This window comes from Empedobacter sp. UBA6745, assembly GCF_002453775.1.
Lineage (GTDB): Bacteria > Bacteroidota > Bacteroidia > Flavobacteriales > Weeksellaceae > Empedobacter > Empedobacter falsenii_C.
The window spans coordinates 155,876-182,123 of the sequence record NZ_DKHL01000057.1; the positions used below are offsets into that span (position 1 = coordinate 155,876).

Below are 26,248 nucleotides of genomic sequence, written 5' to 3' on the forward strand. Positions count from 1 at the left end.
ATTAATGCAATAATAGTGATAGGAAACAAGAAGAAAAAAATAGAATATAAAATCCAAGAGTCATCTAAAATTTTAAAATATTCTAAAAAATATAAACCGATATAATATAGCCAGAATAGAAAAACTAAAAGGAGAAGGTTATTTATTTTGAATATTTTTCGTTCAACGAAATAAAAAGACAAAATAATCAAAAGTGGTATTGCAATAGTATAAACGTAAAACATATTGGATATATATCTTTTAATAAAATTACATTTTCTATAAAAACTTTCTTAACTTATCTTAAGAAAATCTTCTCCTAAGATTTCGTAAATTTACAGATTCAAACGAAAACTCAATGTACTTAATATACGATACAGAGACAACTGGTCTTCCGAAAGATTGGAATGCGCCGATTTCTGACTCCGACAACTGGCCACGTTGTATACAAATCGCTTGGCAATTGCACGATGAAATGGGACAAATTATTGAACATCAAGATTATTTGGTTCGTCCAGATGGTTTTGATATTCCGTATGATTCTGAGCGTATTCACGGAATTTCGACTGATTTGGCTACCGAAAAAGGTGTTCCATTAAAAGAAGTTTTAGATAAATTCAACGAAGTTTTAGGTAAAGCTAAATTCATTGTTGGACAAAATTTAGGTTTCGATATTAACATTATGGGAGCCGAATTTTATCGTCTGAATTATGAAAATAATTTAGCTGAAAAACCTGTTTTAGATACCTGTACCGAGGTGACTGCCGAGTTATTGAAACTTCCTGGTGGTCGTGGTGGTCGTTACAAATTACCAACGTTGACGGAGTTGCACCAATATCTTTTTGGTGTTCCATTTGGTGAAGCGCATAATGCAACTGCCGATGTGGAGGCAACTACGCGTTGTTTTTTCGAGTTGATTCGTAAAGGTATTTTTACAAAAAATGAGTTAGAAGTTGAAGACGAATATTTTGTTCGATTTAATGAAATTAATGAAACAAATATTCAGCCAGTTGGACTAAATCACGTTAATCTTAAAAAGGCTTCGGAAGAAATTGCGAAAATTAAAGCCAAAGAAGATGGAGGAGATGAGGTAGTTGAAATTTCAGAGGAAGTTTTAGCGCAGTTTGAAAAAGCAAAATTTGCACATTTACATAATCACACGCAATTCTCAATTTTGCAATCAACGATTTCTGTCAATGATTTGGTGAGCGCTGCAGTAAAGAATAAAATGCCTGCAGTTGCAATTACCGATCATGGAAATATGATGTGTGCGTTCCATTTTAATGCGGCAGTTCAGAATCACAACAAAGCAGCAAAAGAAAAGAATGCAGAATTAATTGAAGAAGGAAAAGAACCAACGGAAGTATTGATTACGCCGATTATTGGTTCAGAATTTTTTGTGTGTGAGAATCATTTAGACAAATCAAAAAAAGATAACGGGTATCAAATTGTTGTTTTTGCAAAGAACAAAAATGGTTATCATCATTTAGCAAAAATGGCGTCGAAGGCATATACAGATGGTTTTTATTATGTGCCTCGAATTGATAAAGCGATTATCGAAGAATATAAAGAAGATTTAATTGTTTTGTCTGGAAATTTACAAGGTGAAGTTCCAAATAAAATTTTGAATCTTGGTGAAAAGCAAGCCGAAGAAGCCTTACTTTGGTGGAAAGAGCAATTTGGCGATGATTTTTACATCGAATTGATGCGTCACGGACAAGAAGATGAAGATCGTGTTAATCAGACTTTGCTTGCGTTTGCCCGTAAACACAATGTAAAAGTTGTTGCGACAAATAATACCTATTATATTAATCAAGACGATTCGAATGCACACGATATTTTGTTGTGTGTTCGCGATGCAGAAAAACAATCAACGCCAATTGGTCGTGGTCGCGGATTCCGTTTTGGTTTGCCGAATCAAGAATATTATTTCAAGTCTGAAGCTGAGATGAAACAATTGTTTCAAGATGTTCCTGATGCGATTATTAATATTCAAGAAATTATTGATAAGATAGAAGAGTACACGCTTTATCGCGATGTATTACTTCCAAAATTTGATATTCCAGAAGAGTTTCATCATGCAGAAGATGATGAAGATGGAGGAAAACGTGGAGAAAATGCTTACCTGAAACATTTAACATACGAAGGAGCCAAAATTCGTTATCCCGAATTAACAGATGAGATTAAAGAACGTTTAGATTTTGAATTAGCAACGATTGAGAAAACTGGTTATCCGGGTTATTTCTTGATTGTACAAGATTTCATTGCGGCGGCACGTGAAATGGGCGTTTCTGTTGGTCCAGGACGTGGTTCTGCTGCGGGTTCTGCTGTAGCATACTGTTTGTGGATTACCAATTTAGATCCAATTCAGTACGATTTACTTTTCGAGCGTTTCCTGAATCCTGACCGTGTATCTATGCCCGATATCGATATCGATTTTGATGACGAAGGTCGATCGTTGGTAATGGATTATGTAATTGATAAATATGGTGCAAATCAAGTTGCGCAAATCATTACGTATGGTACAATGGCGGCGAAATCTTCTATAAAAGATACCGCTCGTGTATTAGATTTACCATTGTTTGATGCGAACCGTGTTGCAGGTTTGATTCCGAATATGAAGTTATCTAAAATCTTCAATTTAGATGAAGCTGCATTAAAAGGAGCCTTAAAACCAGAAGAATTTGATGCTGTAAGCGAATTAAAACGTTTATCAACTGGAGACGATTTAGCTGCAGAAACTATTCAGCAAGCAAAAATCTTAGAAGGTTCTGTTCGTAACACGGGAATTCACGCGTGTGGGGTAATTATTACGCCAGATGATATCACGAATTTCGTGCCTGTAACAACGGCAAAAGATTCAGATTTATATGTAACACAATTTGATAACTCGGTTGCAGAAAGTGCCGGATTATTGAAGATGGACTTTTTGGGGTTGAAAACCTTAACCTTGATTAAAGATACCATCAAATTAGTAAAAGCGAGAACAGGAATCGAAATTAATCCGGATGAAATTCCGATTGATGACGAAAAAACATATGAGCTTTTCCAGCGCGGAGAAACGGTTGGGGTTTTCCAATACGAGTCTCCCGGAATGCAAAAATACATGAAGGATTTACGTCCGACAGTTTTCGCCGATTTAATTGCTATGAATGCCCTTTATCGTCCGGGTCCTATCGAATATATTCCGTCGTTCGTTCGTCGTAAAAATGGGGAAGAACCGATTCAGTACGATTTGGATGCGATGGAAGAATATTTATCAGAAACCTACGGAATTACGGTTTATCAGGAGCAAGTAATGTTGCTTTCGCAAAAATTAGCAGGTTTCTCGAAAGGTGATGCCGATGTTTTGCGTAAAGCAATGGGGAAAAAGCAAAAAGCTGTCTTGGATAAAATGAAACCAAAATTTGTTGCGCAAGCTTCAGAAAAAGGGCATGATCCTAAGATTTTAGAAAAAGTTTGGACAGACTGGGAAGCCTTTGCATCCTACGCCTTCAATAAATCGCACTCGACGTGTTATGCATGGGTTGCGTACCAAACGGCTTACCTAAAAGCGCATTATCCTGCCGAATATATGGCGGCTGTTCTTTCAAATAATATGAATGATATCAAGCAGGTTACGTTCTTTATGGAAGAGTGTAAACGCATGGGATTGGCGGTTCTTGGACCGGATATCAACGAGTCGATTACGAAGTTTAACGTAAACGAAAATTATGAAATTCGTTTTGGAATGGGTGCTGTAAAAGGAGTTGGACATGCTGCGGTAAATTCAATTATATCAGAACGAGAAGAAAATGGACCTTTCAAAGATATTTACGATTTTGTGAAACGTGTCGAATTAAGAACGGTGAACAAAAAAACAATCGAAAATTTAGTTTTGGCTGGAGGTTTTGATTCGTTCGAATTTCATCGTGGACGTTATTTCTTTATCGATAATACAACGACGAATTTGGAGAAATTAATCAAATATGGAGGAAATTATCAGGAGCAAAAAAACTCTTCTCAAACTTCTTTATTTGGTGATTTCGGAGGAGATTCTGTTGTAGAAGATGTGGTTCCGATGTTGCCAGATTGTGAGAAATGGAATATGTTACAACGTTTGTCGAAGGAGAAAGAAGTTGTTGGAATTTATATTTCTTCGCATCCTTTGGATGATTTCAAACATGAGTTGAAAATGGCTTCAAATTGTAGTATTTCTGATATCAATGCGAATGAAGATAATTTTGTCAACAAAGAAGTTTCGATTTGTGGAATGATGTCAAATATTCAACATAGAATTGCCAAAAATGGAAACGAATTTGGTATTTTTACGTTTAGCGATTATACAGATTCGATGGATATCATGGTTTTTGGGAGCGATTATATGAAGTATAGACACTTTATGCAAGAAAATATGTTCTTGAATTTGAAATTGAATATCTCGAAAAAAGAATTCAAAGACAAAGAAGGAAATGTAACACAAGGTCGTGTGTATAAAAACATCACAAATATTTTGTTGTTGAATGAAATTGTGGAAAAGCAAGCCGAAAAAATGACGGTGAAGATTGAAGTTCCAGAATTTTCGGAAGAAACATTTAGCAAATTATCAGATATTATGTTCAAATATCAAGGAGATAAATTATTAAAAATTCAATTAATTGATCCAAAAGATTATTTGAACAATTTGGATTTACCAGCAAGTAAAATCAAAATTAACATTTGTCGAGATTTGTTGAAAGAATTAGATGAATTGCAGGAAATTACATTCAAACTGAATTAATTATTCGTTTCATCTATTCAATAATTGATAGATAATATGAACGAAATTTTTCAAGAATAAAATTTTATGTAGATTTGTAAACTTAAGATTAGATAAAAAAATATAAGATTATGGCATTAGAAGTAACAGACGCATCATTTGCATCAGATATTATAGAGTCAGGAAAACCAGCAATGGTTGATTTTTGGGCTGTTTGGTGTGGTCCTTGTAGAATGGTTGGTCCAGTTGTGGAAGAGCTTGCTACAGAATATCAAGGAAAAGCAGTTATTGGTAAAGTTGATGTAGACACAAACCAAGAAGTTGCTGCGAAATATGGAATCCGCAACATTCCTACAATTTTATTCTTCAAAGACGGAGAAGTAGTAGACAAAGTTGTAGGAGTTGTTCCAAAAGAGCAATTAGTAGAAAAATTAAACGCGATTTTATAATAAATTAAATCGCTGATTTTGAAATAAAAGAATCTCGGATGCAAAATTTCCGAGATTTTTTTTGAAAAAAGTTTAGGTTTTATCAGAAAACCGCCTATATTTGCAATCCGAAATCGATACAGATTTTGATCCGGTAGTTCAGTTGGTTAGAATACTTGCCTGTCACGCAAGTGGTCGCGGGTTCGAGTCCCGTCCGGATCGCAAAAAGTTCGTTCTTTTACACAATATATTTTTTATAATTTCTGATCCGGTAGTTCAGTTGGTTAGAATACTTGCCTGTCACGCAAGTGGTCGCGGGTTCGAGTCCCGTCCGGATCGCCAACTTTTATAAGCTTCACTTATTGTGAAGCTTTTTTTTGCTCCAAACTTTCCTAAATTCTACTTTTGCATAACGCATAACGCATAACAATGAATTATATTTATTTGGTGAACGCCTTGGTTACAGATGAAATAGGTAGAATGTTAGCTGTCCGAAAAAAGAAATCGAAATTTTTTCAGATGGTTGGAGGAAAACGAGAGCAAGATGAAGAATTATTAACAACGCTTCGACGCGAATTTTTAGAAGAGATTAATGTTGATATTCTACAGAACGATGTTTCATTTTTAGGACAACATACTTCTATTGCCGTTAACGAAGCGAATACTGAAGTTCATGCAAATGTGTTTCATGTTAAATTAAAATCATTAGAAACGCTTAAAATCGCTTCTGAGATAGAAGAAATGGTGTGGATAACGAAAGAAAATTACAAAGAATTTCAATTGGCTCATTTATTAGAAGAATTCAGTTTACCAATTTGGTTAGAAATGGAATTTTAAGCAAATATTTTTGAAACACACTAATGCGATTGTATTGCATTAATTAAAAAATAATCTATCTTTATTTAAAAAATAAATGATGGAGATAATTATAAAAACAATATTGGTTGGCGTTGGAGCAACAATTGTGATGGATATTTGGGCTTTTATTTTGAAATTATTCAATATTAAATCTTTGGACTATAGATTTGTAGGCCGTTGGATTGGACATTTTGCAAATGGAAAGTTTACGCATGATAAAATATTTGATTCAAAACCAATTCAAAATGAAGTTTTTATCGGTTGGTTGGCGCATTACTTAATCGGAATTACATTTTCTATTTTATTAGTCGTGATTTTTGGGGTAGAATGGTTAAATCATCCTACAATTTTTCCTGCTTTATTTGTAGGATTATTTACAATTGTCGCACCTTTTTTTATTATGCAACCAGCATTTGGGCTTGGAATTGCATCTTCAAAACTTCCGTCGCCAAATGTAATGCGTTTTCGCAGTTTACTCACACATCTTATTTTTGGTTTTGGCTTATATATTTCTGCATTAACTCTTTCTCTATTCTAAATATTTTTCAAAAAAGTTTGTAACGTTTTTACTTTTTTCCTACTTACTAGTAAACACTAAAATAATTAAACGATGAAATCTATTTGGGAAACAACAGTTGAAAATAATGTTATCAGAATCGAGAATAATTGGTTTTCTGGCGAAAAACTTTTTGTAAATGACAAATTACAAGATTATCAAATTAACTATTTTTCTGCACCAATTTTAACGGGGCATTTAAAAAATTCTAAAGATGAAAAGTTAAAGATCAAAGTAAATATTTTGCAAGAATTTTTCGGAGTCAATTGTATTTTATTTATCGACGATGAACAAGTTGCGTTGAAAAAAATAAAGTAACGATTTTGGAAGCTAAACAAACTCTTTTTTTAGAATTAATCGATCAACACAAAGGGATTTTACACAAAATCGCTAAGATGTATATGGATAATTCTGAAGATCAAAATGATTTGATACAAGAGATTGTTTTGCAACTATGGAAATCTTTTGATCGATTCGAAGGTAAATCTCAATTTTCAACTTGGATGTATCGCGTTTCGTTGAACACGGCGTTAACTTATTTTAGAAAAGAAAAGAAAAAAGCAGATCGTCATACTTTTTTAGAAAATATTGATCAAGTAGATGAGATGAATTCTGGTGAAAAAGAAACACAACTCGAATTGTTTTATAAAGCAGTTCATGAATTGAATAAAGTAGAAAAAGCATTGATTTTTCTGTTTTTGGAAGGACAGAATCACAAGGAAATTAGTATGAACTTGGGAATTTCGGAAGGAAACGCACGTGTGAAATTGAACAGAACGAAAGAAAAAATACAAATCATCATAAAAAAATACGGTTATGAATTTTGATGAATTACAAAAACAATGGGACAATCAATCTTCAGATGAAGTGAAAATTGATCCAAATCTTGAGCTTAATCAAGAAGCAAATACCATTATTGATAAAGTAAGAAAAACATTGAAACAAGAGTTTTATTTTCAATTATTAGGATTATTGTTTTTATATACTTTTCCTTTCTTATTTGATGCAAATACGCCAACAATTTGGTGGACATTGTTGTGTGTTTCGTTGACTTTTTTGGTGCCGTTTATTTATGTTTTCAAGTTTTATAAACGATCATATCATCTGGAATATAATTCGTTAAAGAACATCAATTGGTTTTATTTCAATTACAAATCTGCGATTGATATTTACAGTATTTACTCGTACATGATCTGTATTTTAATGTTGATGATTATTGGTGTTTCGTATATACAACATCCAAACTCGTTGCAATTTGAATACAAATTTCAGTTTTATCTTTATATTTTTCTCACACTATTTTTCTATGTTTTAATTTGCGTTTTATTATTAAAATGGTGGATTTCTACTTATTATAAAAAGAATCTGGTAGAATTAGAAAATATATTACATCAATTAGAAGAGTAACCAAAAGTTACTCTTTTTTTAATATGGAATATTAAGTACAAACTTAAATTTCATTGGAACATTATTTCGGAGAATTTCTACAGAAATTTGCTGAAATTCATTTTTAATCATAAATTTTTCGATATCATCTAAACTCATTTTATTCACTTGTTTTCCGTCCAATTTTGTAAGTATATCATTTGCTTTCAAACCCACTAAATCTGCATTCGATTTTTTACGAACCGCTTCTATTTTATAAATAGGTTTCATCACATATTGATAGTTAACTTTGTTTGTCGTGATAGAATTATATTCAGATATAGATGTATTTTGTGATACAATATTTATTTTTTCATTTTTCCATTCAAATTGATCATGAATTATCGTTAATCCACTTCTATTGTAGTGAAAAGCATCTTTGAAATTTCGATTCGGTTTATAATAAAACAATTGATTTTTATAATCTAAAATAATTGTAAATCTTCTCAAAATTTCATTTCCGAGAGAGCCTTTTCGATTATTTTTAAAGTTAATATATTGGATTGATTCGATATCTGGAATGGCAATTAAAGGTTGATTAAGTTTATATTTATTTAAGTTTACAGCATCTATAACCCCACGTTTACCATTAATAGAACCATTAAAACCTTTGCCCAATTCATCCGAAAATACATGTTGTAAAGGTGCTAAATTCTCAATTTGATTCTCGAAAAGCCATAAACCATCACTATTTCCGATATCTATCAACATTTTTTGATTTGTGTAAGTTGTTTGATGCGTAAAATCAACAGTTGTGAAAGGCTTTATTTCTGGACTTATTTCTAATGGATTTGATTGAAATTTCTTTAATTTTTTAACTTCAAGAATCGATTTATAAATGGTGATTTTTCTTTTTGCATAATCTATTTGAATTGGATAGTTTTTGAAAAATTCAGAACCTATTATTCCATGAACCTCAATTCCTAATCGAGAAAAGAGGTTGAAATTCTCGTCTTGTATCACGATAATATCCATATTATTTGAAGAATAATTTTTACCAATCTCGATTTGATTATTTGATGAAAAAAATCCTTTGGTATCAGCATTATCTTTTCCTAGACCTTTTAAATTAATTTGGCGAAGATTGTTTTTGTTAATTGTTTTGTCATATTGGCTGAATAAAATAATTTCTTTAAGACCAGAATCTACAATGAAATTCATTTGATGACCATTAAATGTAATTGGAACAACAACTAAATTCTTGATAAATTGAAATGAGATAGTTTCTTTATTTACATTTTCGGCCAAAGAAAGTTCCTTTTTTTGTGCATGAATTAGTAAAAAAGTAAACACAAAAATTATTGAAAGTAATAATCTAATTTTCATTCAAATTTCAGTTTTTATTAAAATTATGCAAAAAAAATGATGTGATAATAAGATTATTCTTAATGTTAGAATTAAAACTTTAACATGTTATTGTGTAACCTTTGTGAATTTTGAACATCTATATTTTATAAAATTGATAAATGATTTAAAAACCAAATAGATGACAAAAATTTACTTTCTTTTTTTATGTTTTATAACGTTTGCAAATGCACAAGATTATAAAAAAGATACGATAGAATTACATGAAACGATTTTGTATGATAAAAGCAAATTTCGATTGAAACGTGTTGGTTCGGATACCAAGACGAAATCAATTTTAATCGGATTAACGGCTGATATTAATTTTAGTAAAGATTCACTTCCTAAGTTTACCAAAGAATTTGCAATTCCAATAAATGCGCCTAAAAAAGAATTCACTTTTCAACGTATTAATTTCAATTTTAGTAATAGTTTGAAATTAGATTCTATTCTTTTGAAAGTTGATTTAACGGCAATGAATAATGGGAAACCAGCTCAATCAATTTTAGAAAAACCTTTTGAAGTTGTTGTAAAAAAAGAATATCAACAGAATGATGTCTTTTCGATGGATTTACGTGATTTGAATATTAAATATCAAGATGATTTTTTCATTAAAGTAGAATTATTAACAGAAGTTGAAAAGCCAATTTATTTTAGTGGAGCTTTGCTGGCTAAATGTTTATATAAAACGACTGATTCTGATGTGTGGATGAAAACACCATTAGGAATTACGCCTGCAATCAATGCTGATTTATTGATAAAAAGATAAAAGAGCTTTTCAGCTTTTTATTATCGAGGTGTTCCCCAACCCCAAGGTGCTGGCGGAGTTTCAATTTCTTTTGTCAAGTCAAAATAGACGTTGAAAGGTGTTTTAGAACCTGCTTTTTGCAAATTGTAACTAAACGTTTTATCATCCAAGGTAATCCACCAAATATTTGTCGAAGCATAATCTATTAATCTTGCAGTTTCTTGATCAGCAGGAAACATCTGGAAATCTTTGAAACCATAATTTGTATTTATTCCTCCATAAAATGTAATTGTTTCCGAAGTTCCATTTTCGTGATGATGATCGTGTTTTAGCGTGATGATTCCATCTTTTTTAGTCAAAATCCACGTTCTCGAATAATTATCACCAACATTGAACGGAATTTTAATTTCGTTTGTTGAACAACTTTTTACATGCATGGTTAATTTTTTACCTGCAAAATCATCGCGCGTAATATGTTCAGGCAATTTTCCTTCGTAAGCTTTACCGCAATGTTTTTCGAGATTTTTCCAGAATATTTCTGAAGGTTTTTCAGTTTGTGCAAAAAGTGAAGAACAACCAATTAAAACGAATCCAAGTTGTAAACATTTTTTAATCATAATCAGTAATAAAAATTATTCAATAATGATTTAAAGATAATATTTTAAAAATGATTAAGCATTAGTTTATTAGTTTGAAGAATAAGACTAACAAAAAAGCCCTCGCTTGTTCAGGGCGAGGGCATATAGTTAAGTGCTTTTTTCTTTTTTCAAATAAAAATTTTGAATTAAAATTAATTAATATCTATAATATTCTGGTTTAAATGGTCCTTCAACCGTTACACCAATGTATTCTGCTTGTTCTTGAGATAAAACTTCTAATTCTACTCCTAATTTAGCTAAATGCAATTCTGCAACTTTTTCATCTAAATGCTTAGGCAAAGTATATACTTCGTTTTTGTAAGCTGATGAATTTGTCCACAATTCGATTTGAGCTAAAGTTTGGTTAGAGAAAGAGTTTGACATCACAAAAGAAGGGTGTCCTGTTGCACAACCTAAGTTAACTAAACGTCCTTCAGCCAAAATGATGATGTCATTTCCGTTGATGTTGTATTTGTCAACTTGTGGTTTAATTTCTTCTTTCGTGTTTCCGTAGTTTCCGTTTAACCAAGCCATATCGATTTCGTTATCGAAGTGACCAATGTTACACACAACTACTTTGTCTTTCATTTTCTCGAAATGCTCTGCACGTACAATTCCAAAGTTACCAGTAGTCGTAATTACGATATCAGCGTTTGCAACCACTGTATCTAATTTTTTTACTTCGTAACCTTCCATAGATGCTTGTAAAGCACAAATAGGGTCGATTTCTGTTACTGTAACAATTGCTCCAGCACCGCGGAAAGAAGCCGCTGTACCTTTACCAACATCACCAAATCCACAAACTACAACACGTTTACCAGCGATCATCAGGTCAGTAGCACGTTTGATAGCATCTACTGCAGATTCGCGACATCCGTATTTGTTGTCGAATTTAGATTTTGTTACAGAATCATTTACGTTAATTGCAGGCATAGGCAATGTACCTTTCTCCATTCTTTCGTAAAGACGGTGTACACCCGTAGTTGTTTCTTCTGATAATCCTTTGATCTCAGCAACCAATTCTGGGTAACGATCAATCACCATATTCGTTAAGTCTCCACCATCATCCAAAATCATGTTTAATGGTTTACGATCTTCTCCGAAGAATAATGTTTGCTCGATACACCAATCGAATTCCTCTTCGTTCATCCCTTTCCAAGCATACACAGGAATCCCAGCAGCAGCAATTGCAGCCGCAGCGTGATCTTGTGTAGAGAAAATATTACATGACGACCATGTAACATCAGCTCCTAAAGCAACCAACGTTTCGATAAGAACTGCAGTTTGGATTGTCATGTGTAGACAACCTGCAATGCGAGCACCTTTCAAAGGTTGAGCAGCTTTGTACTCTTCACGGATAGCCATCAACCCAGGCATTTCTGCCTCAGCCAACGTAATTTCCTTTCTTCCCCACTCAGCTAAAGAAATATCTTTAACTTTGTATGGAATGTATTGCGTTTTTGTATCCATCAATTGATATATTTAACTAACTTTTTTTTAAAGTTTATAAGGAACAAATTTACAAACAAATTTCGATTAATAAAATGCCCGTTATCGATTATATTAACGATTTTAAACATACCCGCATTATTACGTGGAATGTAACAGAATCGAATGAAGAATTATTAGAATATCTTCATTTAGAGGAGTATAGGATGGAAAAATATAATAATCTTCGACCTAAACAGGCCAGAGAATATCTTGGTTTGCGCGCTTGTCTAAAGAAATTGGACTTGGATTATGATGTAAATTATGACGAACGTGGAAAACCTTTTTTACCTACAAATAAAGAAATTTCTATCACACATTCTTATGGATTGGTTTCTGTTGGTGTGAGCGAATATAATATTGGGATTGATATTGAATTGGCTCGTCCAAAAAAAATCCTAAATATTAAACACAAGTTTGCCCGTCCAGATGAAATAGCTTGGATTCCTCAAGAGCACGAGACTGAATATCTGCATATAATTTGGGGAATGAAAGAAGGTTTGTACAAGTTGAATGGTGGTAATCTTTGGAATTTTTTGAATCATTATCGTGCAGAAGAATTTGAATTAGTAGAGAATAAACAATTTATTTGTTGGATTTCGGACGATGTGAAATCTCGTAAATATCATGCATTCTATAAAATGATTGGTGAATATTATTTGGTTTGGGTGTTGGATTATGAATAAGTAAAAGTTAGAAATTAGAATTACGAATTTAGATTTTTGATTTACGATTTAGAAAGAATTATTTTTAACTCACAACTCACAACTCACAACTCACAACTCACAACTTAAGAATGAACGATTTTATTGATTACATCCTTGCGCCTTACAAAACTTATTCTACACTGAATATTTTACTTGAAATAATAGCAACATTGTTCGGAATTATTTCGGTTTATTATACCTATAAACGCAATATTTGGGTTTATCCAACTACAATTATTTCAACATTTATTTTCATTTATTTATTTTTTAATTGGGGATTATATGGTGAAACAATTATTAATGTTTACTATACTTCAATGGCGATTTATGGTTGGGTTTTGTGGCAAAAAAATCTCGAAGCCGATCATAAACATGTAGATGTTTCGTGGGCAACGAAGAGAGAGTATCTGTACGCAACGTTACTTTTCGCGTTGAGTTTTATCTTTATTTTGACGATTTATTATTTCCGTCCAGTCATTCAAAACGGGTTTGATGTTAATTTTATCAATCAATGCAAATTACATTATACCAAAATTGATTTTGTAGACGCTTCGACGACCGCTATCTTTTTGATTGGAATGTGGATGATGGCGCGACGAAAAATTGATAACTGGTATTTCTGGATTATCGGCGATTTAATCATGATTCCATTAATGATTTACAAAGGAGCAGTTATCACTTCGGTGCAATATATTGTCTTGTTGATTTTATCATTTATCGGATTAATCGATTGGATAAAATCAGCCAAAAATTCACAGAAAATAGTGAGCTAAGAAATAATTTAAAATTAGTATTTTAGCCTTGTAAATTGAATTTGAAAAACCTATAAAAATTACGAATATGGAAAATCAACACGTATATCAACAAAACCAATTGGTTGCACAGGCAACAAGCGTAGAAAGGGCAAATTTCTATAAACATACTTACGGACACGTTGCTGGAGGAGTTTTGGTATTTGTTTTAATCGAATCTTTGATGTTAAAATCAGAAGCATTAGTCAGCTTTATGTTAAGTTTAACTTCTGGATATCTTTGGCTTATTTTATTAGCAGGTTTCATGGGAATTACATGGGTTGCACAAAAAATGGCGTACGGATCGATTTCAAAATCTAAACAATATTTAGGCTACTTTTTATACATAGTTGCAGAAGCTTTAATCTTTGTGCCAATGCTGTACATTGCATTATATTATGGCGGAACTTATGTGATAAAACAAGCGGCCGTTGTAACAGGTGGATTATTTGTAGGATTATCGGCTATTGTATTTTTAACAAAAGCAGATTTCTCTATTTTACGAGGAGCATTAACTATAGGATTTTTCTTAGCAATTGGATTGATTATTGCAGGAATGTTATTCGGGTTCGATTTAGGATTATGGTTCTCAGTTGGAATGTGTGCCTTGGCTGGAGGAGCAATTTTGTACAACACTCACCAATTAAAATATGAGTTCGGAACACAACAATATGTTGCAGCGGCATTGTCGTTATTTGCTTCATTAATGTTATTGTTTTGGTATATTTTGAGAATTTTTATGAGTAGAGATTAATCATTAAGAAACAATAAATTTGTATATTGAACCGTAGCATTTTTGTTGCGGTTTTTTTATTTAAAATACTATGACAGATAAAGAAAAGGAAGACGATAGAATACAATCTCCGTTTCGACCAAAAGATTGGAACGAGATTAGAATAAATGATTCTTGGGCGTTGTTCAAGATTATGGCAGAATTTGTAAATGGTTACGAAGTAATGTCTAAAATAGGACCATGTGTGTCTATTTTTGGTTCGGCACGTACTTCTCCAGATCATCCATATTATGCATTAGCAGAAGACATTGCATACCGATTAACGCAGATTGGTTTTGGAGTAATTACTGGTGGAGGTCCTGCAATTATGGAAGCTGCAAACAAAGGAGCGCAAAAGGGTGGAGGAACTTCTGTTGGATTGGGAATTACATTGCCTTTTGAAACAGAATTGAACAAATATATCGACCGCGAGTATGAAATTAATTTTGATTATTTCTTTGCACGAAAAGTAATGTTTGTGAAATATTCGCAAGGATTTATCGGAATGCCAGGAGGTTTCGGAACGTTAGACGAATTATTTGAGTCGATGACATTGGTACAAACGAAGAAAACAGGTCGTTTCCCAATTGTGTTAGTTGGAACTGAATATTGGTCAGGTTTAATCGATTGGATCAAAGAAACAGTTTTGAGAGAAGGTTATATTTCTGAGAAAGATTTGGATCTTTTCCGTTTGGTTGATACAGCGGAAGAAGCCGTTGCTCATATCGAGAATTTCTACGAAAAATATAATATTAAGCTTAATTTTTAAGCAACGAAAAACCTCATCATTTGATGAGGTTTTTTTATGTTTTTATGATTGAATTTATTTTAAATCAACTACTTCAAAAACCATATCTTGATAATCATCAGCTTCATAAAAAATTCCGACTTTATTTTTTGAGATATTTGTTAAAACGGAATAAGCCGAAGAATTTGGTTCTATTGTTTTTATAAAATTCCATGTTTTCGCTTGATCTTTACTTACTTTCAATCCCAAGTTTTGACGATCTTTCGGATCATGCAAATTACTAAACACAATATCTTTTCCTAAAACCAATGTAGAAGCATTACAAGTTGGATCAATTAATTGTTCTTCCATTTTAGACGTCCACGTTTTTCCTTGATCTTTCGAGATAAATATTTTTCTGAAACCAGCATTCTGAATACGTGCATTCAACATCCAATCTTTGTTTGGAAGCTGTACAATATTTGTTTCATCCGCTTTTTCCGCAACACTCGAAATTCGTTCCCACGTTTTCCCATGATCTTTACTTCCGAATACATAAACACCATCTTTCAATCGAACCAATGTATTCAAAATCCAACCTTCTTTTGTGTATGTACCTCGACCAGAAGTAATGAATTTAAAATCTTTTTTCCATTCGGTTGGCGTAATTTGATCTGTAATATCAACAGGTTTTGACCATGTTTCTCCGTTGTCAGCACTTTTTACAAAATGTAATCTGAATTCATTTTTTGCAATTTTATGATTCATGTAATTGTAAAAAAGATAGATTTCTTTTGTCTTTTCATCCATAACCATCGATACATCAGAAGCAGATTCTTGATCAGGAAAATCAACAATTCGTTTGATTTCTGACCATGTTTTTCCTTTGTCATCACTTGTTCTAATTACAATATTGATATCAGGATTGTAAAGCAAATCGCCACAATTTGGAACACGTTCGTCAATCGCTGCAATCAATGTTCCTTTTGCTGATGTAATAATACTCGGAATGCGATAACATTTGACATTCGATTTATTTTTGCTTGTAAATAAAACTTGTTTGTTGGTTTGGGCAAATCCCAGCGTATAAGCGATGGAAAAAAAGGTAAGTAGAATTTTCTTTTTTGTCATGGTGTGTAAATTAACCGACAAGTTATAGAATTTTCAACGATTTGAGAAAATGAAAAAGCCATTAAAATTTGTTTTAATGGCTTTTTTGAAAAATTAATTTTTAATCAGCTTCGCAGACGATTTTCGATTTTTAGCTTCAATGTCAAGAATGTAAATACCTTTTGGTAATTCTTTGATGTTAAATTGATGTATCGCTGAAAATTTTCCTGAAAACTCTTTGATCAGTTTTCCTGTTAAATCATAGATTTTTACTTTTTCTGAATTAATATTTAATGAAAAAGAGGAAGAAACTGGATTTGGAGTTACAGAGATTTTTTCTGAATTAACCTCAATATTATCTGTTGATAAATTTGCTTTTGCATTCCCGAAAATTCTAAATTCACCTGGATTTAGATTAACTGTAAATGATGAATTTGTATTGGTGACATTCAGCGTTGTTTCGTCCATCAAATTGTACCAATTTCCTGTAAATGGAAAAAGTGGCGCAATTGCTTGAGTGCTTGTTGTGAAGTTTGCAATAACAATTACCTCATATAAATCAGACGACGATAATAAATTATTTGTAATCTGAATACGCGGTTTTAAATCTCCAGATGTAATTGTATAATTATCAGTTTCGAAAACTTTGTTGTTTAATTTAAGACCAATAATTTTTGACCAAACTTCATAAACAGATTTTCTATCGGCATTTGTTAAGTAACCAATTTCGCTTGGAATAGGTTTTGGATTGGTGCGACATCCGTCATTATTTGTTCCATCTTCGCAATGATTTATCGAGTAATCATATCCTAATTCTCCGAATTGCCACAACATTTTAGGACCAGGAATTGTAAATAAAACTGCACCAAGAGCTTTTTGTCTTTCCAAAGAAGTTTTTAAATCTTTTATATTATAAGTTCCTGATGATGCACCATATTGTAAATTCTTGTACATCATTCTTTCTTCATCATGACTTTCTGCATAGGCAACCAAATGTTTTTTCGTAAAACCTTTTACAGTATGCTTCAACCAATCAAAGTTACTATCCGAAGCATATCCCATTGTATTTTGATTAAAATTATTAGTCGCTTTACCCCAAAGCATAATTCCTTTACCTTCGTTAATGCGATAATTCGCCCATTCTGTTTCCTCTTGTGCTGAACCATTATTTCCTAAATGCTCAAAAATGATGTAGGAATTCGGATCAATTGTCCATTGCATATCTGCATATTTTTTTAAAATTGCTACACGATCAGCTTGATATCCGTTTGTACAAGTTTCATCAGAAGGTGTACAATTTTGTGTAAATCCTTTTGTTAAATCCCATCTAAATCCATCAATTTTAAACTCTTCAATCCAATGTTTTAATGTACGTTGTACATAATTTTGAGTTGGTGTTAATTGATGATTTAAATCGTATCCAACATTGTAACTATGTTTTGCAGTTTGATTAACATAAGGATTTATAGCAGTTGGTTCTCCAAAACCATCATTGTCGGGATCATTCATCCACATTCTAACCAACGGAGATCGACCATAAACATGATTTAAAGCAACATCTAAAATGATTGAAATTCCATTTTGATGACACAAATCGATGAATTCTTTCATTTTATCTGCTGGTCCATAAGCTTTATCCAAAGCAAGATGATAAGCTGTATTATAACCCCAAGAAATATTTCCTTCAAACTCCATTACGGGCATAACTTCGATTGCGTTAATGTTTAATTTTTTGAAATAATCAAAATCATCAATTAAAGATTGCCATGTTTTTGTCGAATTGAAATCACGAATTAATAATTCGTAAATCATCAAATTCTCTTTATTTGGGCGATTGAAATTTGAAACTTTCCAATTGTATTTTGCTTGATTTGTTTGTAAAACCGAAACTTCAAATTGTTGTCCAGTAGGATATACAGGCATATTTGGGTAAGTTGCTGCGGTAATATACGGATCATCATAAGGCGATAAAACTAAAGTCGAATAAGGATCTGCAGTTTTGATTCCATCACTTGTTCGATATTGAAACGTATAGATTTCACTTGCTTTAAGATTAGATAATTCAATCCAATATAAATCCTTGTTAGTTGTATCTCGATTCATCACATATTGATCAGAAAGTTGCCAATTATTGAAACTTCCGATTACATGAATAAACTCTTTTTGTGGAGCGTATAAAACCAAATATGCTTTTGTAAAATCATTAGCCAAATAATTAATTCCTTCATGTAAATTAGATGGAATGGCTACATCTTTAACCGTTGGTTTGATATTAATTGTAAAAGATTTGCTTATTGTTTGACCATTAAAAGTTGCATTTAATGTATAATTCTGATTTTGTGAAATGGTATAATTTTTATCAAATGAATTACTATCATTTACTTGATCAAAAGTATTACCGTTACCTTCTAATGTCCAATTCACATGAATTGTACTTGTTGCTTGGATATTAAAACTAGAACCGCTATTCACATTGGTTGTGCTGTTTTCTAGCGGATGAATTAGATTAACTTGCAAAGCACCAACATTGATAAAAATATCTGATGAGGTTTGTTGATTACCTTCTGCGTTTCTTACCACAAAAGCCATTTTAGTTATAGTTTTGTTTGGCTCTACATTGTAAAAACTTGTGATAGAAGGTGTGATTTCTAATTTATAAACATTACCAGATTGATGAATAAATTGAGGTTGAGAAGAATTATCTCCCCAAGAACCAATCACATTTTGCCAATCTTGTCCATCAACAGTTACACCCGTATGAGCATAAAGATTTCCTTGGTAATTTTCTAGTGGAGTTCCTGTTTTGTCAAAATACAAAGTGACCGATTTGTCTGCTTCTGGCGGACTAGGATCTGAAGTGATTTGCGCATCGATCTTTAAGAAAGAAAGGCAAATCAACATGAAAGTTAAATAAAATGTTTTCATATTATTGCGATTTTTGAATTATTAGATTAGATAAAAAAAGCTGTTAAAACATACAAGTATGTTTGTAACAGCTCTATTTTTAAATGAGGAATTTCTTTATTGTTTTACAAAAGAATAAGTTTCTTTACTGAAGTTTGCTGTTACAATGTAAGTCCCAGCTTCAGTAACTTTGATGTTGTCGCCACCTGATTTTAAAACTCCAGGAGTTCCAGAATCACCATAGTTTACATCCCAAGATTTATTTTGTCTGAATTTAAATTCACCAACTTTTAATTCTATAGTAGCTATCCAAGAATCTATTGTGCCATCGTAATTTAGAGCAGTGTCAGCATCCCAACCAAGCGGTGTTGCATCACCAATAACTCCCCAAGTGAAAGCTTCTATTTTGAAAGTTGAATCACTTTGATTAAAAGTTACTTTATATCTTCCGATATTTGGAATTTTAATATTATTTCCACCAGCGTCTAAACTTCCAGATACTGTTCCGTCAGATGCAGTTGTTGGGTTGTTACTTCCAAAGTTTACATCCCAAGATCCGTTTTGTCTGAATTTAATTTCTGCGTTAGCTTCTTCAACATTAATATAAGCAACTAAAACATTAGTTTCTTCACTTTTCCAGAAAGGAATATCTTGATTATCTGCCCAATTCGTAATAGAACCTACAACACCCCAATTCGTAGATAAATCTGTAGGATATGCTGTGATTGTGATTGTTTTTACAGCAGAAACTAGTGGTTGAGATTGTTGTGTACCTAATTCTGATTTTACACGATAAATATAATCTTGCTCCACATTTGGTTCAACACCAAGATCAATTACTTTATTATTAAAGTCTTTAAATGATATTTGAAACTCTGTTGTTGTAGAATTACCTATTAGAACTGTTGCATTAGCAAAGTTACTATCGTCTTTTGTTGTAAATTCTAAAGAATATTTTGGGACAACATCAAGTCCATATTCTGCTTTGTTCCAAGAGAAAGTAATAATTGAATCTTGATGCTCCTCTGTTAAAATAAATTGCGCATTATCGTTTGGTGTTACCAATTCTGGCGCTTGATAATCTGATGGATTTACAGTTAGTAAATCATCATCTTCTGAACAGCTTGTAATGGCAATACTACCAATTAAAGCAATTGAGATATATTTTAAAAAATTTTTCATTAGTAACCAGGATTTTGAGTTAAATTCGGATTAATTGCAATGATATTGATAGGAATTGGGAAAAGTTTTCTAATGTCAGAAACAGAAGTCCCGTTAGCTACACCTCCTTTAAATGGCCAGTTGTAACCTGTTGTAAATTTATTGAAACGGATTAAATCTGTTCTTCTTGTTCCTTCCCAATACAATTCGCGCGCACGTTCATCTAAAATAAAATCTAGGTTTAATTGTGCGTTTGTGATGTTACCAGAAGTGTTACCATAAGCTCTTGTACGCAATGCGTTAATGTAATTAAGAGCTGTAGCACGATCGCCCCCACCACCGCGAAGAACTGCTTCTGCATAATTTAGATAAATTTCTGCAAGTCTTATTACAGGAACATCGGTATCTACAAATTCACCTGTTGAGTCATTACCATTATTCCCATTAGATTTTTTATTTTTAAATTTTGTTACGGCATAACCATCACTAAATCTACTAACTTCTGCAATATCATATGTTTGACCATCTGTATAAAACATAGCACGTTTATCTGTCCAAGCTATAGGATTACCATTAGAATCATTTTGTGATGACTGAAATTTCTCAACCAAAGCGCTTGTAGTACGAGGACCTCCCCAACCACCATTTACACCATAATCTGCTGGTTGCATAGAACCACCGATAGCAGCTTTTACCAAATAAGTAGAACCACCATAAGTTCTAGAATTATTTCCGTCAAAATTTAATACAAAAATACCTTCGTTTTGAGCACCATTAGTATCGTTATCAGCTAAAAATAATTCGTCATACGCAGTTCCATTTTCATTGGCATCCGTGGTGTTTAACGAGTATCCTGATTCGATTGCTAAGTTAGAATAGGTGATAGATTCTGAATATTTAGCTACGTCTATCCAAGACTCTGCATTTAGATACAAACGAGAAAGTAATGCGTAAGCTGCAACTTTATCTACACGTCCGTATTCATTACTTCTAGGATTTGCAAGCGTATTTTGTATGTCAATAAGTTCTGATTCTACAAAATTAAAAATCTCTTGACGATTACTTTGTGTAGGTAAAGTGTTGTTAATTTCAGTTACTAAAGGAACATTAGCAAAAAGATCCATTAGATTATAATATGCATAGGCACGAATAAATCGAGCTTCTGCAATGAATTGACTTACCTCTTCATTATTTTCTGCTAGTGGAGTAGCATTGGTGATGAATGAGTTTGAAAAAGATACAGTTTGAGCTAAACGGTAATACATCCCTTCTATGAAACTGTTATTAGATCCCCAACTTAGCGCATGCATGTTTGGTAAACCAGCATCACCCCAGCCAACTAAAGACTCATCTGTTGTAATAACATTTAATGTAAATAAAGATCTTGTAAATTGTGAAGCACCTTCGTCTACACCAGAAATATCAGGATCATCAGAAGGTCCTTTTTGACCTGTAAGTGCTAATGTTGCATAAACTTTTGCTAAAGCAAATTTAGCTTGTGTGGCATCAGCAAATACATCATTTTCTGTGATGATGTCTGGATCGTTTGGCATTAAATCTAAATCATCGTGACAAGATGTTATAGAGAAAGCTAATGCCGCTGCAATTATATATTTTGATATTTTTATTTTTTTCATGACTTTTTGATTAGAATTTAACATTTAAACCGAATACAAATGTTCTAGGTCTTGGATAGAAATTATTATCAATACCGCCAAACATTTCAGGATCTAACCCATCATAATTTGTAAATACAGCTACGTTTTGTACCGCACCGTATAAACGTACATCTAATCCTTTAATCGCTTGATTTAGATTATATCCGACAGTTATATTATCTATACGGAAGAATGATGCGTCTTGTACGTAATAATCACTCATTAAGTTTGAATCTGTAATTTCTACGAATCCTGCATTGTAAAAATCAGTATGAACATTAGATAAATAATTTTGTCCATTACCAGTCGCTTTTCTACTATAACCTTTTGCAGAAGCAACATTGTTATAAGCATAGTTACCTAAGTTTGCTCGAGCGCTAGCAGATAAATCTAGATTTTTGTAACGGAAAAACAAATTGAATCCCATGGTAACATCTGCGTATGGGTTTTTATGTATGTAACGATCTTTGTCGTTGATGATACCATCACCATTCAAATCTTCGTAAGCACCTTCGATAGGTTTACCGTTAACATCGTAAATTTGTTTGTAAACATAGAAACTGTATGGAGCATAACCTTCTCTATGGATTTGTATATTATTACCTGTACCACCGTCAATTCCACCAACATAATTATCATTAGAAAGATTGGTAATTTTGTTGTCGTTAAAAGCAATATTATAACCTAGTGTGAAATCTATATCATTTGATTTTACAAGATCAGCATTGATGTTAAACTCAATACCTTTGTTCTCCATATCTCCAATGTTTTTGTTCATCATATTACCGAAATTGGTAAAAGGATCGATGTAAACATTAGCAATTAAATCTTTTGTTTTCTTTTGATAAAGATCTACAGAACCATAAACTTTATTTTTGAATAAAGAATAATCAATACCTAAATTAATTGTTTCTGCAATTTCCCATTTTAAATCTTTACTTACAGTAGATGGTCTATAGGTTTGATAAAAAGTACTACCAAACTGGTAATATGCTGTAGATTGTGAAACATTGTAACGTGTCATGTATAAAAAGCTTCCTAATCCATTTACATTACCAACTTGTCCAAAACCAGCGCGTAATTTCAAGTCATTTACTGTAGAAGATCCTTTTAGGAAATCTTCATTAGAAATGTTCCAAGCAAGTGCAACTGAAGGGAAATAACCCCATTGATTGTCTTTGATGAATTTAGAAGAAGCATCTGCACGTAAAGTACCCGTTAAAATGTAACGGTTATCGTAGTTGTAATTAAAACGTCCGAAATATGATAATAAAGTGAAATGATCTCTATCTATGAATTCATAATCTAATCCTTGCTCAAATAATTCACTGTCGTATGTATGAGAATATGTATTGAAGTATTGATATCCATAACCTGCAACAACATTCAAATTATGTAAACCGAAGTCTTTATTGAAAGTTAAATAAGCATCAAATAATTTGTTATAGTTTTGATTATCATATCTGTAATAAGAACCATCCCATGTTAAAGATGAGCTTGGCATGTTCTGAGAAACAACATTTCTTCCGTTTGCATTAGATATATCATAACCAACATTTACTGTAGCAGTTACAGAAGGTAAAAAATGCAACTTATAATCAACCTTTGCATTACCTACAAAACGTCTAACTTCTGATGTATCGTCTTGCTCATTTAATAATGCGACAGGATTTGTAGGAGCTAAATTATGTTTAACATTACCATCCATCCAAGTGTGATAACCACCAAAAAATGGTGCGCCAGAATAAACTGGTTGAGTTGGATCATACTCTAAAGCAGCTCCAATTGCACCTCTGTTTGCAAATTGATTTTCGATATAAGAACCTCGAGCATTCAATTCAAATTTTAAGTGATCATCTAAGAAAGATGGACTTAAATTCATAGAAGCTGTTGTACGATTGATGTTATCTCCTTTCAAAATACCATCCTGATCTGTATTAGAAATAGAAAAACGAGAAGGCATTTTACCTCCAATATTTCCTGTTGCACTAAAGTTGTGATCAAAACCTACAGCTGTTCTATAAATTTCTTTCTGCCAATCTGTATTTGCGTTACCTAAACGAGCAATTTCGTCAGCTGTTCCTACAGATTTTACCAATTCACGGAATTGATCTGCATTCATTACATCAATATAACCTTCTGGTTGATAAATTGATGTAATTGAATTATAATTAAAACGGAATTTTTTACCTTTTCCTTTTTTAGTTGTAACCATTACAACCCCATTCGCAGCTCGAGAACCATAAATGGCAGTTGCAGAAGCATCTTTCAAAATAGTCATCGTTTCGATGTCGTTAGGATTTAAGAAATCCAATGGATTTCGAGAACCTCCAATATTTACTTCAGATAAAGGAACACCGTCTACTACATATAATGGTTGAGAGTTTAATGATAACGAACTATTACCACGAATGATAATATTTTGTCCATCACCAGGAGCACCACCAGCAGATGTTACCACAACTCCAGCGATTTTTCCAGTCATTAATTCTTGCGCAGAAGTGATTGATCCTTTATTGAAATCTTCTGAATTTAATTGATTTACAGAACCTGTAACATCTTCTTTTTTCGCTGTTCCATATCCAATTACAACAACTTCTTTTAAGTTTTCTGTTGTTTTAGACATACGAAGTTGTAATTGCGTTTGTCCTGCAAAAGTTATTTCTTGATCGTCATAACCAAAAAAACTGATAACAATTATATCACCATCGTTCGCTTCTAATGTAAAATTTCCTTTTTCATCAGAAACTGTCGATTCTCCTGTTGTAATGTTCGAAACATCTGCACCAGCTAAAACCGTGTTATTAGCGCTATCTTGTACTGTTCCTTTTATCGCAGTTTGTGCAGATAAAATAGCAGGGCTTGATAAAACTAATGCTAGAAGAGATTGTTTTAAAATCCTCATATATTTTTTGTTTTGTTTCGTTAATTATTAATTTATATTTTTACTTCTCATTACCAAATATAAGTTGTTTAATTGATTGATTGTGTATGTAATACACTAACTAGTTAAACGAAAACGTTTTCGTGTTAATAAATAATTAAATTAATTGTTATAGCATGTTAATTTTTAATAAAAAAGACGGAAATTAGTAGAATAAGATTGATGGTTAAGGTAGAAAGAAGATTATGAAAAAGAATTTGACATTAAAACAGATTGCAAAAGAGTTAGATGTTTCGATATCAACGGTTTCTAAGGCGTTGAAAAATAGCGAAGAGATTAGTGCTGTAACGAAACAAAAGATTCAGGCATTTGCAAAATTATACAACTACAAACCGAATAATATTGCATTAAGTCTAAAGAATCGCAAAACGAAAACTATTGCCGTAATTATTCCCGAAATCGTTCACGATTTTTTCGCGATGGTAATTAGTGGTATCGAAAATTTAGCCAATCAATATGGTTATAATGTATTAATTTGTTTGTCAAATGAGTCGTACGAACGCGAAGTGATTAATATGGAAATGCTTGCGGCGGGTAGTATAGATGGATTTGTAATTTCTCTTTCGAAAGAAACTCAAGCCAAAAAAGATTATCATCACATCAAAGAAATTATCAACCAAGGAATGCCAGTTGTGATGTTCGATCGTGTAACGCGTGAGGTTTATACCGATAAAGTGATTATTGATGATGTACTTGCGACACAAGAAGCAATTCAATATTTTATAAGTAAAGGACGCAAGAAAATCGGCTTTATTACGACGCCAGATTATATAAGTGTCGGACGCTTAAGAACCGAAGGGTATAAAAGAACGTTAGAAGCGAATGGAATTGAAGTTGACGAAAACTTGATTTTGCGTGTAGAAGACGAGAGTCAGTTGGACACTATGATTGATGAATTTTTCGAAAAAAATAAATTTGACGCTGTAATGGCAGTAAACGAATTATATGCTGTAAAAGTGTTGAGAGCTGCCTTGAAAAAAGGAATCAAAGTACCAGAAGAGTTACATTTAATTGCTTTTACAGATGGTGTAATTTCCAAGAACTCAATTCCAAGCATTTCTACAGTTAAACAAAATGCATTCAAAATGGGTGAGATTGCAGCGCGTTTATTGATTCAAAAATTAGAGTCAGAAAACGAGCACGAACATTACATTACCGAAGTTGTCGGAACTGAATTATTACACCGAGAAACTACAACGATTTAGTAATTTTTTTTTGGTTAAATAATTGTTACAGTTGCAATAATCCCAAAAAAAAGTTTTAACATTGTAA

General features: G+C 32.4%; 21 protein-coding genes and 2 tRNA genes. 15 read left to right on the forward strand and 8 right to left on the reverse strand.

Annotated features, from left to right (window positions below):
* Positions 1 to 337 precede the first annotated feature (337 nt).
* The 9 genes from dnaE (at position 338) to B4H69_RS16185 (ending at position 7,966) form a co-directional block, all read left to right on the forward strand.
* The gene (gene dnaE, locus B4H69_RS16145) at positions 338 to 4,738 is read left to right on the forward strand and encodes a DNA polymerase III subunit alpha (protein ID WP_280045480.1); all 4,401 of its coding nucleotides are present in this window, start codon (positions 338 to 340) and stop codon (positions 4,736 to 4,738) included.
* A 110-nt stretch (positions 4,739 to 4,848) separates the two neighbouring features.
* Positions 4,849 to 5,166, forward strand: a complete 318-nt coding sequence (trxA, locus tag B4H69_RS16150; RefSeq protein ID WP_038331009.1) for a thioredoxin — start codon at positions 4,849 to 4,851, stop codon at positions 5,164 to 5,166.
* A 127-nt stretch (positions 5,167 to 5,293) separates the two neighbouring features.
* Positions 5,294 to 5,367 (forward strand) — tRNA-Asp (locus tag B4H69_RS16155).
* A 43-nt stretch (positions 5,368 to 5,410) separates the two neighbouring features.
* A tRNA-Asp gene (locus tag B4H69_RS16160) sits at positions 5,411 to 5,487 on the forward strand.
* An 87-nt stretch (positions 5,488 to 5,574) separates the two neighbouring features.
* Entirely contained in the window at positions 5,575 to 5,982 is a 408-nt protein-coding gene (locus B4H69_RS16165; protein WP_180905780.1) for an NUDIX hydrolase, read from the forward strand.
* A 79-nt stretch (positions 5,983 to 6,061) separates the two neighbouring features.
* A complete protein-coding gene (locus B4H69_RS16170; protein WP_180905781.1) occupies positions 6,062 to 6,541 on the forward strand; it encodes a DUF2938 domain-containing protein in 480 nt (159 codons plus the stop codon).
* A gap of 72 nt (positions 6,542 to 6,613) precedes the next feature.
* Positions 6,614 to 6,877 carry a hypothetical protein gene (locus tag B4H69_RS16175; RefSeq protein WP_180905782.1) on the forward strand — a complete coding sequence of 88 codons (264 nt, stop codon included), beginning with the start codon at positions 6,614 to 6,616 and terminating at the stop codon, positions 6,875 to 6,877.
* Positions 6,878 to 6,954: 77 nt separating this feature from the next.
* Positions 6,955 to 7,386, forward strand: a complete 432-nt coding sequence (locus B4H69_RS16180) for an RNA polymerase sigma factor (RefSeq protein ID WP_244958052.1) — start codon at positions 6,955 to 6,957, stop codon at positions 7,384 to 7,386.
* Positions 7,376 to 7,966 carry a hypothetical protein gene (locus tag B4H69_RS16185; RefSeq protein ID WP_180905784.1) on the forward strand — a complete coding sequence of 197 codons (591 nt, stop codon included), beginning with the start codon at positions 7,376 to 7,378 and terminating at the stop codon, positions 7,964 to 7,966. The genes B4H69_RS16180 and B4H69_RS16185 overlap by 11 nt, the downstream gene beginning before the upstream one ends.
* Positions 7,967 to 7,984: 18 nt before the next feature.
* Here the strand turns inward: B4H69_RS16185 and B4H69_RS16190 are convergent, their stop codons facing one another.
* On the reverse strand, positions 7,985 to 9,310 hold the full coding sequence (locus B4H69_RS16190; protein ID WP_180905785.1) for an aspartyl protease family protein: 1,326 nt from the start codon (positions 9,308 to 9,310) through the stop codon (positions 7,985 to 7,987).
* Positions 9,311 to 9,470: 160 nt separating this feature from the next.
* On the opposite strand from B4H69_RS16190, the gene B4H69_RS16195 reads away from it, so the two are divergent.
* Positions 9,471 to 10,097, forward strand: a complete 627-nt coding sequence (locus tag B4H69_RS16195) for a hypothetical protein (protein WP_180905786.1) — start codon at positions 9,471 to 9,473, stop codon at positions 10,095 to 10,097.
* Between the two features lie 20 nt (positions 10,098 to 10,117).
* On the opposite strand, the gene B4H69_RS16200 is transcribed toward B4H69_RS16195, so the two are convergent.
* The gene (locus tag B4H69_RS16200) at positions 10,118 to 10,693 is read right to left on the reverse strand and encodes a hypothetical protein (protein WP_180905787.1); all 576 of its coding nucleotides are present in this window, start codon (positions 10,691 to 10,693) and stop codon (positions 10,118 to 10,120) included.
* Between the two features lie 177 nt (positions 10,694 to 10,870).
* Entirely contained in the window at positions 10,871 to 12,184 is a 1,314-nt protein-coding gene (gene ahcY / locus B4H69_RS16205; RefSeq protein ID WP_038331025.1) for an adenosylhomocysteinase, read from the reverse strand.
* 74 nt (positions 12,185 to 12,258) lie between these two features.
* Between ahcY and B4H69_RS16210 the strand changes: the two genes are divergently transcribed.
* The 4 genes from B4H69_RS16210 to B4H69_RS16225 all read left to right on the forward strand — a co-directional run bounded on the left by B4H69_RS16210 (position 12,259) and on the right by B4H69_RS16225 (position 15,241).
* Positions 12,259 to 12,888: a 4'-phosphopantetheinyl transferase family protein gene (locus tag B4H69_RS16210; RefSeq protein ID WP_180905788.1), complete on the forward strand. Its 630-nt coding sequence runs from the start codon at positions 12,259 to 12,261 to the stop codon at positions 12,886 to 12,888.
* Between the two features lie 110 nt (positions 12,889 to 12,998).
* A complete protein-coding gene (pnuC, locus tag B4H69_RS16215) occupies positions 12,999 to 13,682 on the forward strand; it encodes a nicotinamide riboside transporter PnuC (RefSeq protein WP_180905789.1) in 684 nt (227 codons plus the stop codon).
* Between the two features lie 67 nt (positions 13,683 to 13,749).
* Positions 13,750 to 14,454 (forward strand): Bax inhibitor-1/YccA family protein, encoded by a 705-nt coding sequence (locus tag B4H69_RS16220; RefSeq protein ID WP_180905790.1) that lies wholly within the window; start codon positions 13,750 to 13,752, stop codon positions 14,452 to 14,454.
* 70 nt (positions 14,455 to 14,524) lie between these two features.
* On the forward strand, positions 14,525 to 15,241 hold the full coding sequence (locus tag B4H69_RS16225) for a TIGR00730 family Rossman fold protein (protein WP_180905791.1): 717 nt from the start codon (positions 14,525 to 14,527) through the stop codon (positions 15,239 to 15,241).
* Positions 15,242 to 15,295: 54 nt separating this feature from the next.
* Here the strand turns inward: B4H69_RS16225 and B4H69_RS16230 are convergent, their stop codons facing one another.
* The 5 genes from B4H69_RS16230 to B4H69_RS16250 all read right to left on the reverse strand — a co-directional run bounded on the left by B4H69_RS16230 (position 15,296) and on the right by B4H69_RS16250 (position 24,937).
* A complete protein-coding gene (locus B4H69_RS16230) occupies positions 15,296 to 16,330 on the reverse strand; it encodes a sialidase family protein (protein WP_180905792.1) in 1,035 nt (344 codons plus the stop codon).
* Positions 16,331 to 16,423: 93 nt separating this feature from the next.
* Positions 16,424 to 19,234: an alpha-amylase family glycosyl hydrolase gene (locus tag B4H69_RS16235; RefSeq protein ID WP_291094902.1), complete on the reverse strand. Its 2,811-nt coding sequence runs from the start codon at positions 19,232 to 19,234 to the stop codon at positions 16,424 to 16,426.
* Positions 19,235 to 19,330: 96 nt separating this feature from the next.
* Positions 19,331 to 20,395, reverse strand: a complete 1,065-nt coding sequence (locus B4H69_RS16240; RefSeq protein WP_280049883.1) for a SusE domain-containing protein — start codon at positions 20,393 to 20,395, stop codon at positions 19,331 to 19,333.
* Positions 20,395 to 22,011, reverse strand: a complete 1,617-nt coding sequence (locus B4H69_RS16245; RefSeq protein ID WP_291094903.1) for a RagB/SusD family nutrient uptake outer membrane protein — start codon at positions 22,009 to 22,011, stop codon at positions 20,395 to 20,397. Before B4H69_RS16245 ends, B4H69_RS16240 begins: the two co-directional genes overlap by 1 nt.
* Before the next feature lie 10 nt (positions 22,012 to 22,021).
* On the reverse strand, positions 22,022 to 24,937 hold the full coding sequence (locus B4H69_RS16250; RefSeq protein ID WP_291094905.1) for a SusC/RagA family TonB-linked outer membrane protein: 2,916 nt from the start codon (positions 24,935 to 24,937) through the stop codon (positions 22,022 to 22,024).
* A 224-nt stretch (positions 24,938 to 25,161) separates the two neighbouring features.
* On the opposite strand from B4H69_RS16250, the gene B4H69_RS16255 reads away from it, so the two are divergent.
* Positions 25,162 to 26,181, forward strand: a complete 1,020-nt coding sequence (locus B4H69_RS16255) for a LacI family DNA-binding transcriptional regulator (protein ID WP_291094907.1) — start codon at positions 25,162 to 25,164, stop codon at positions 26,179 to 26,181.
* The last annotated feature ends 67 nt before the right edge of the window (positions 26,182 to 26,248 follow it).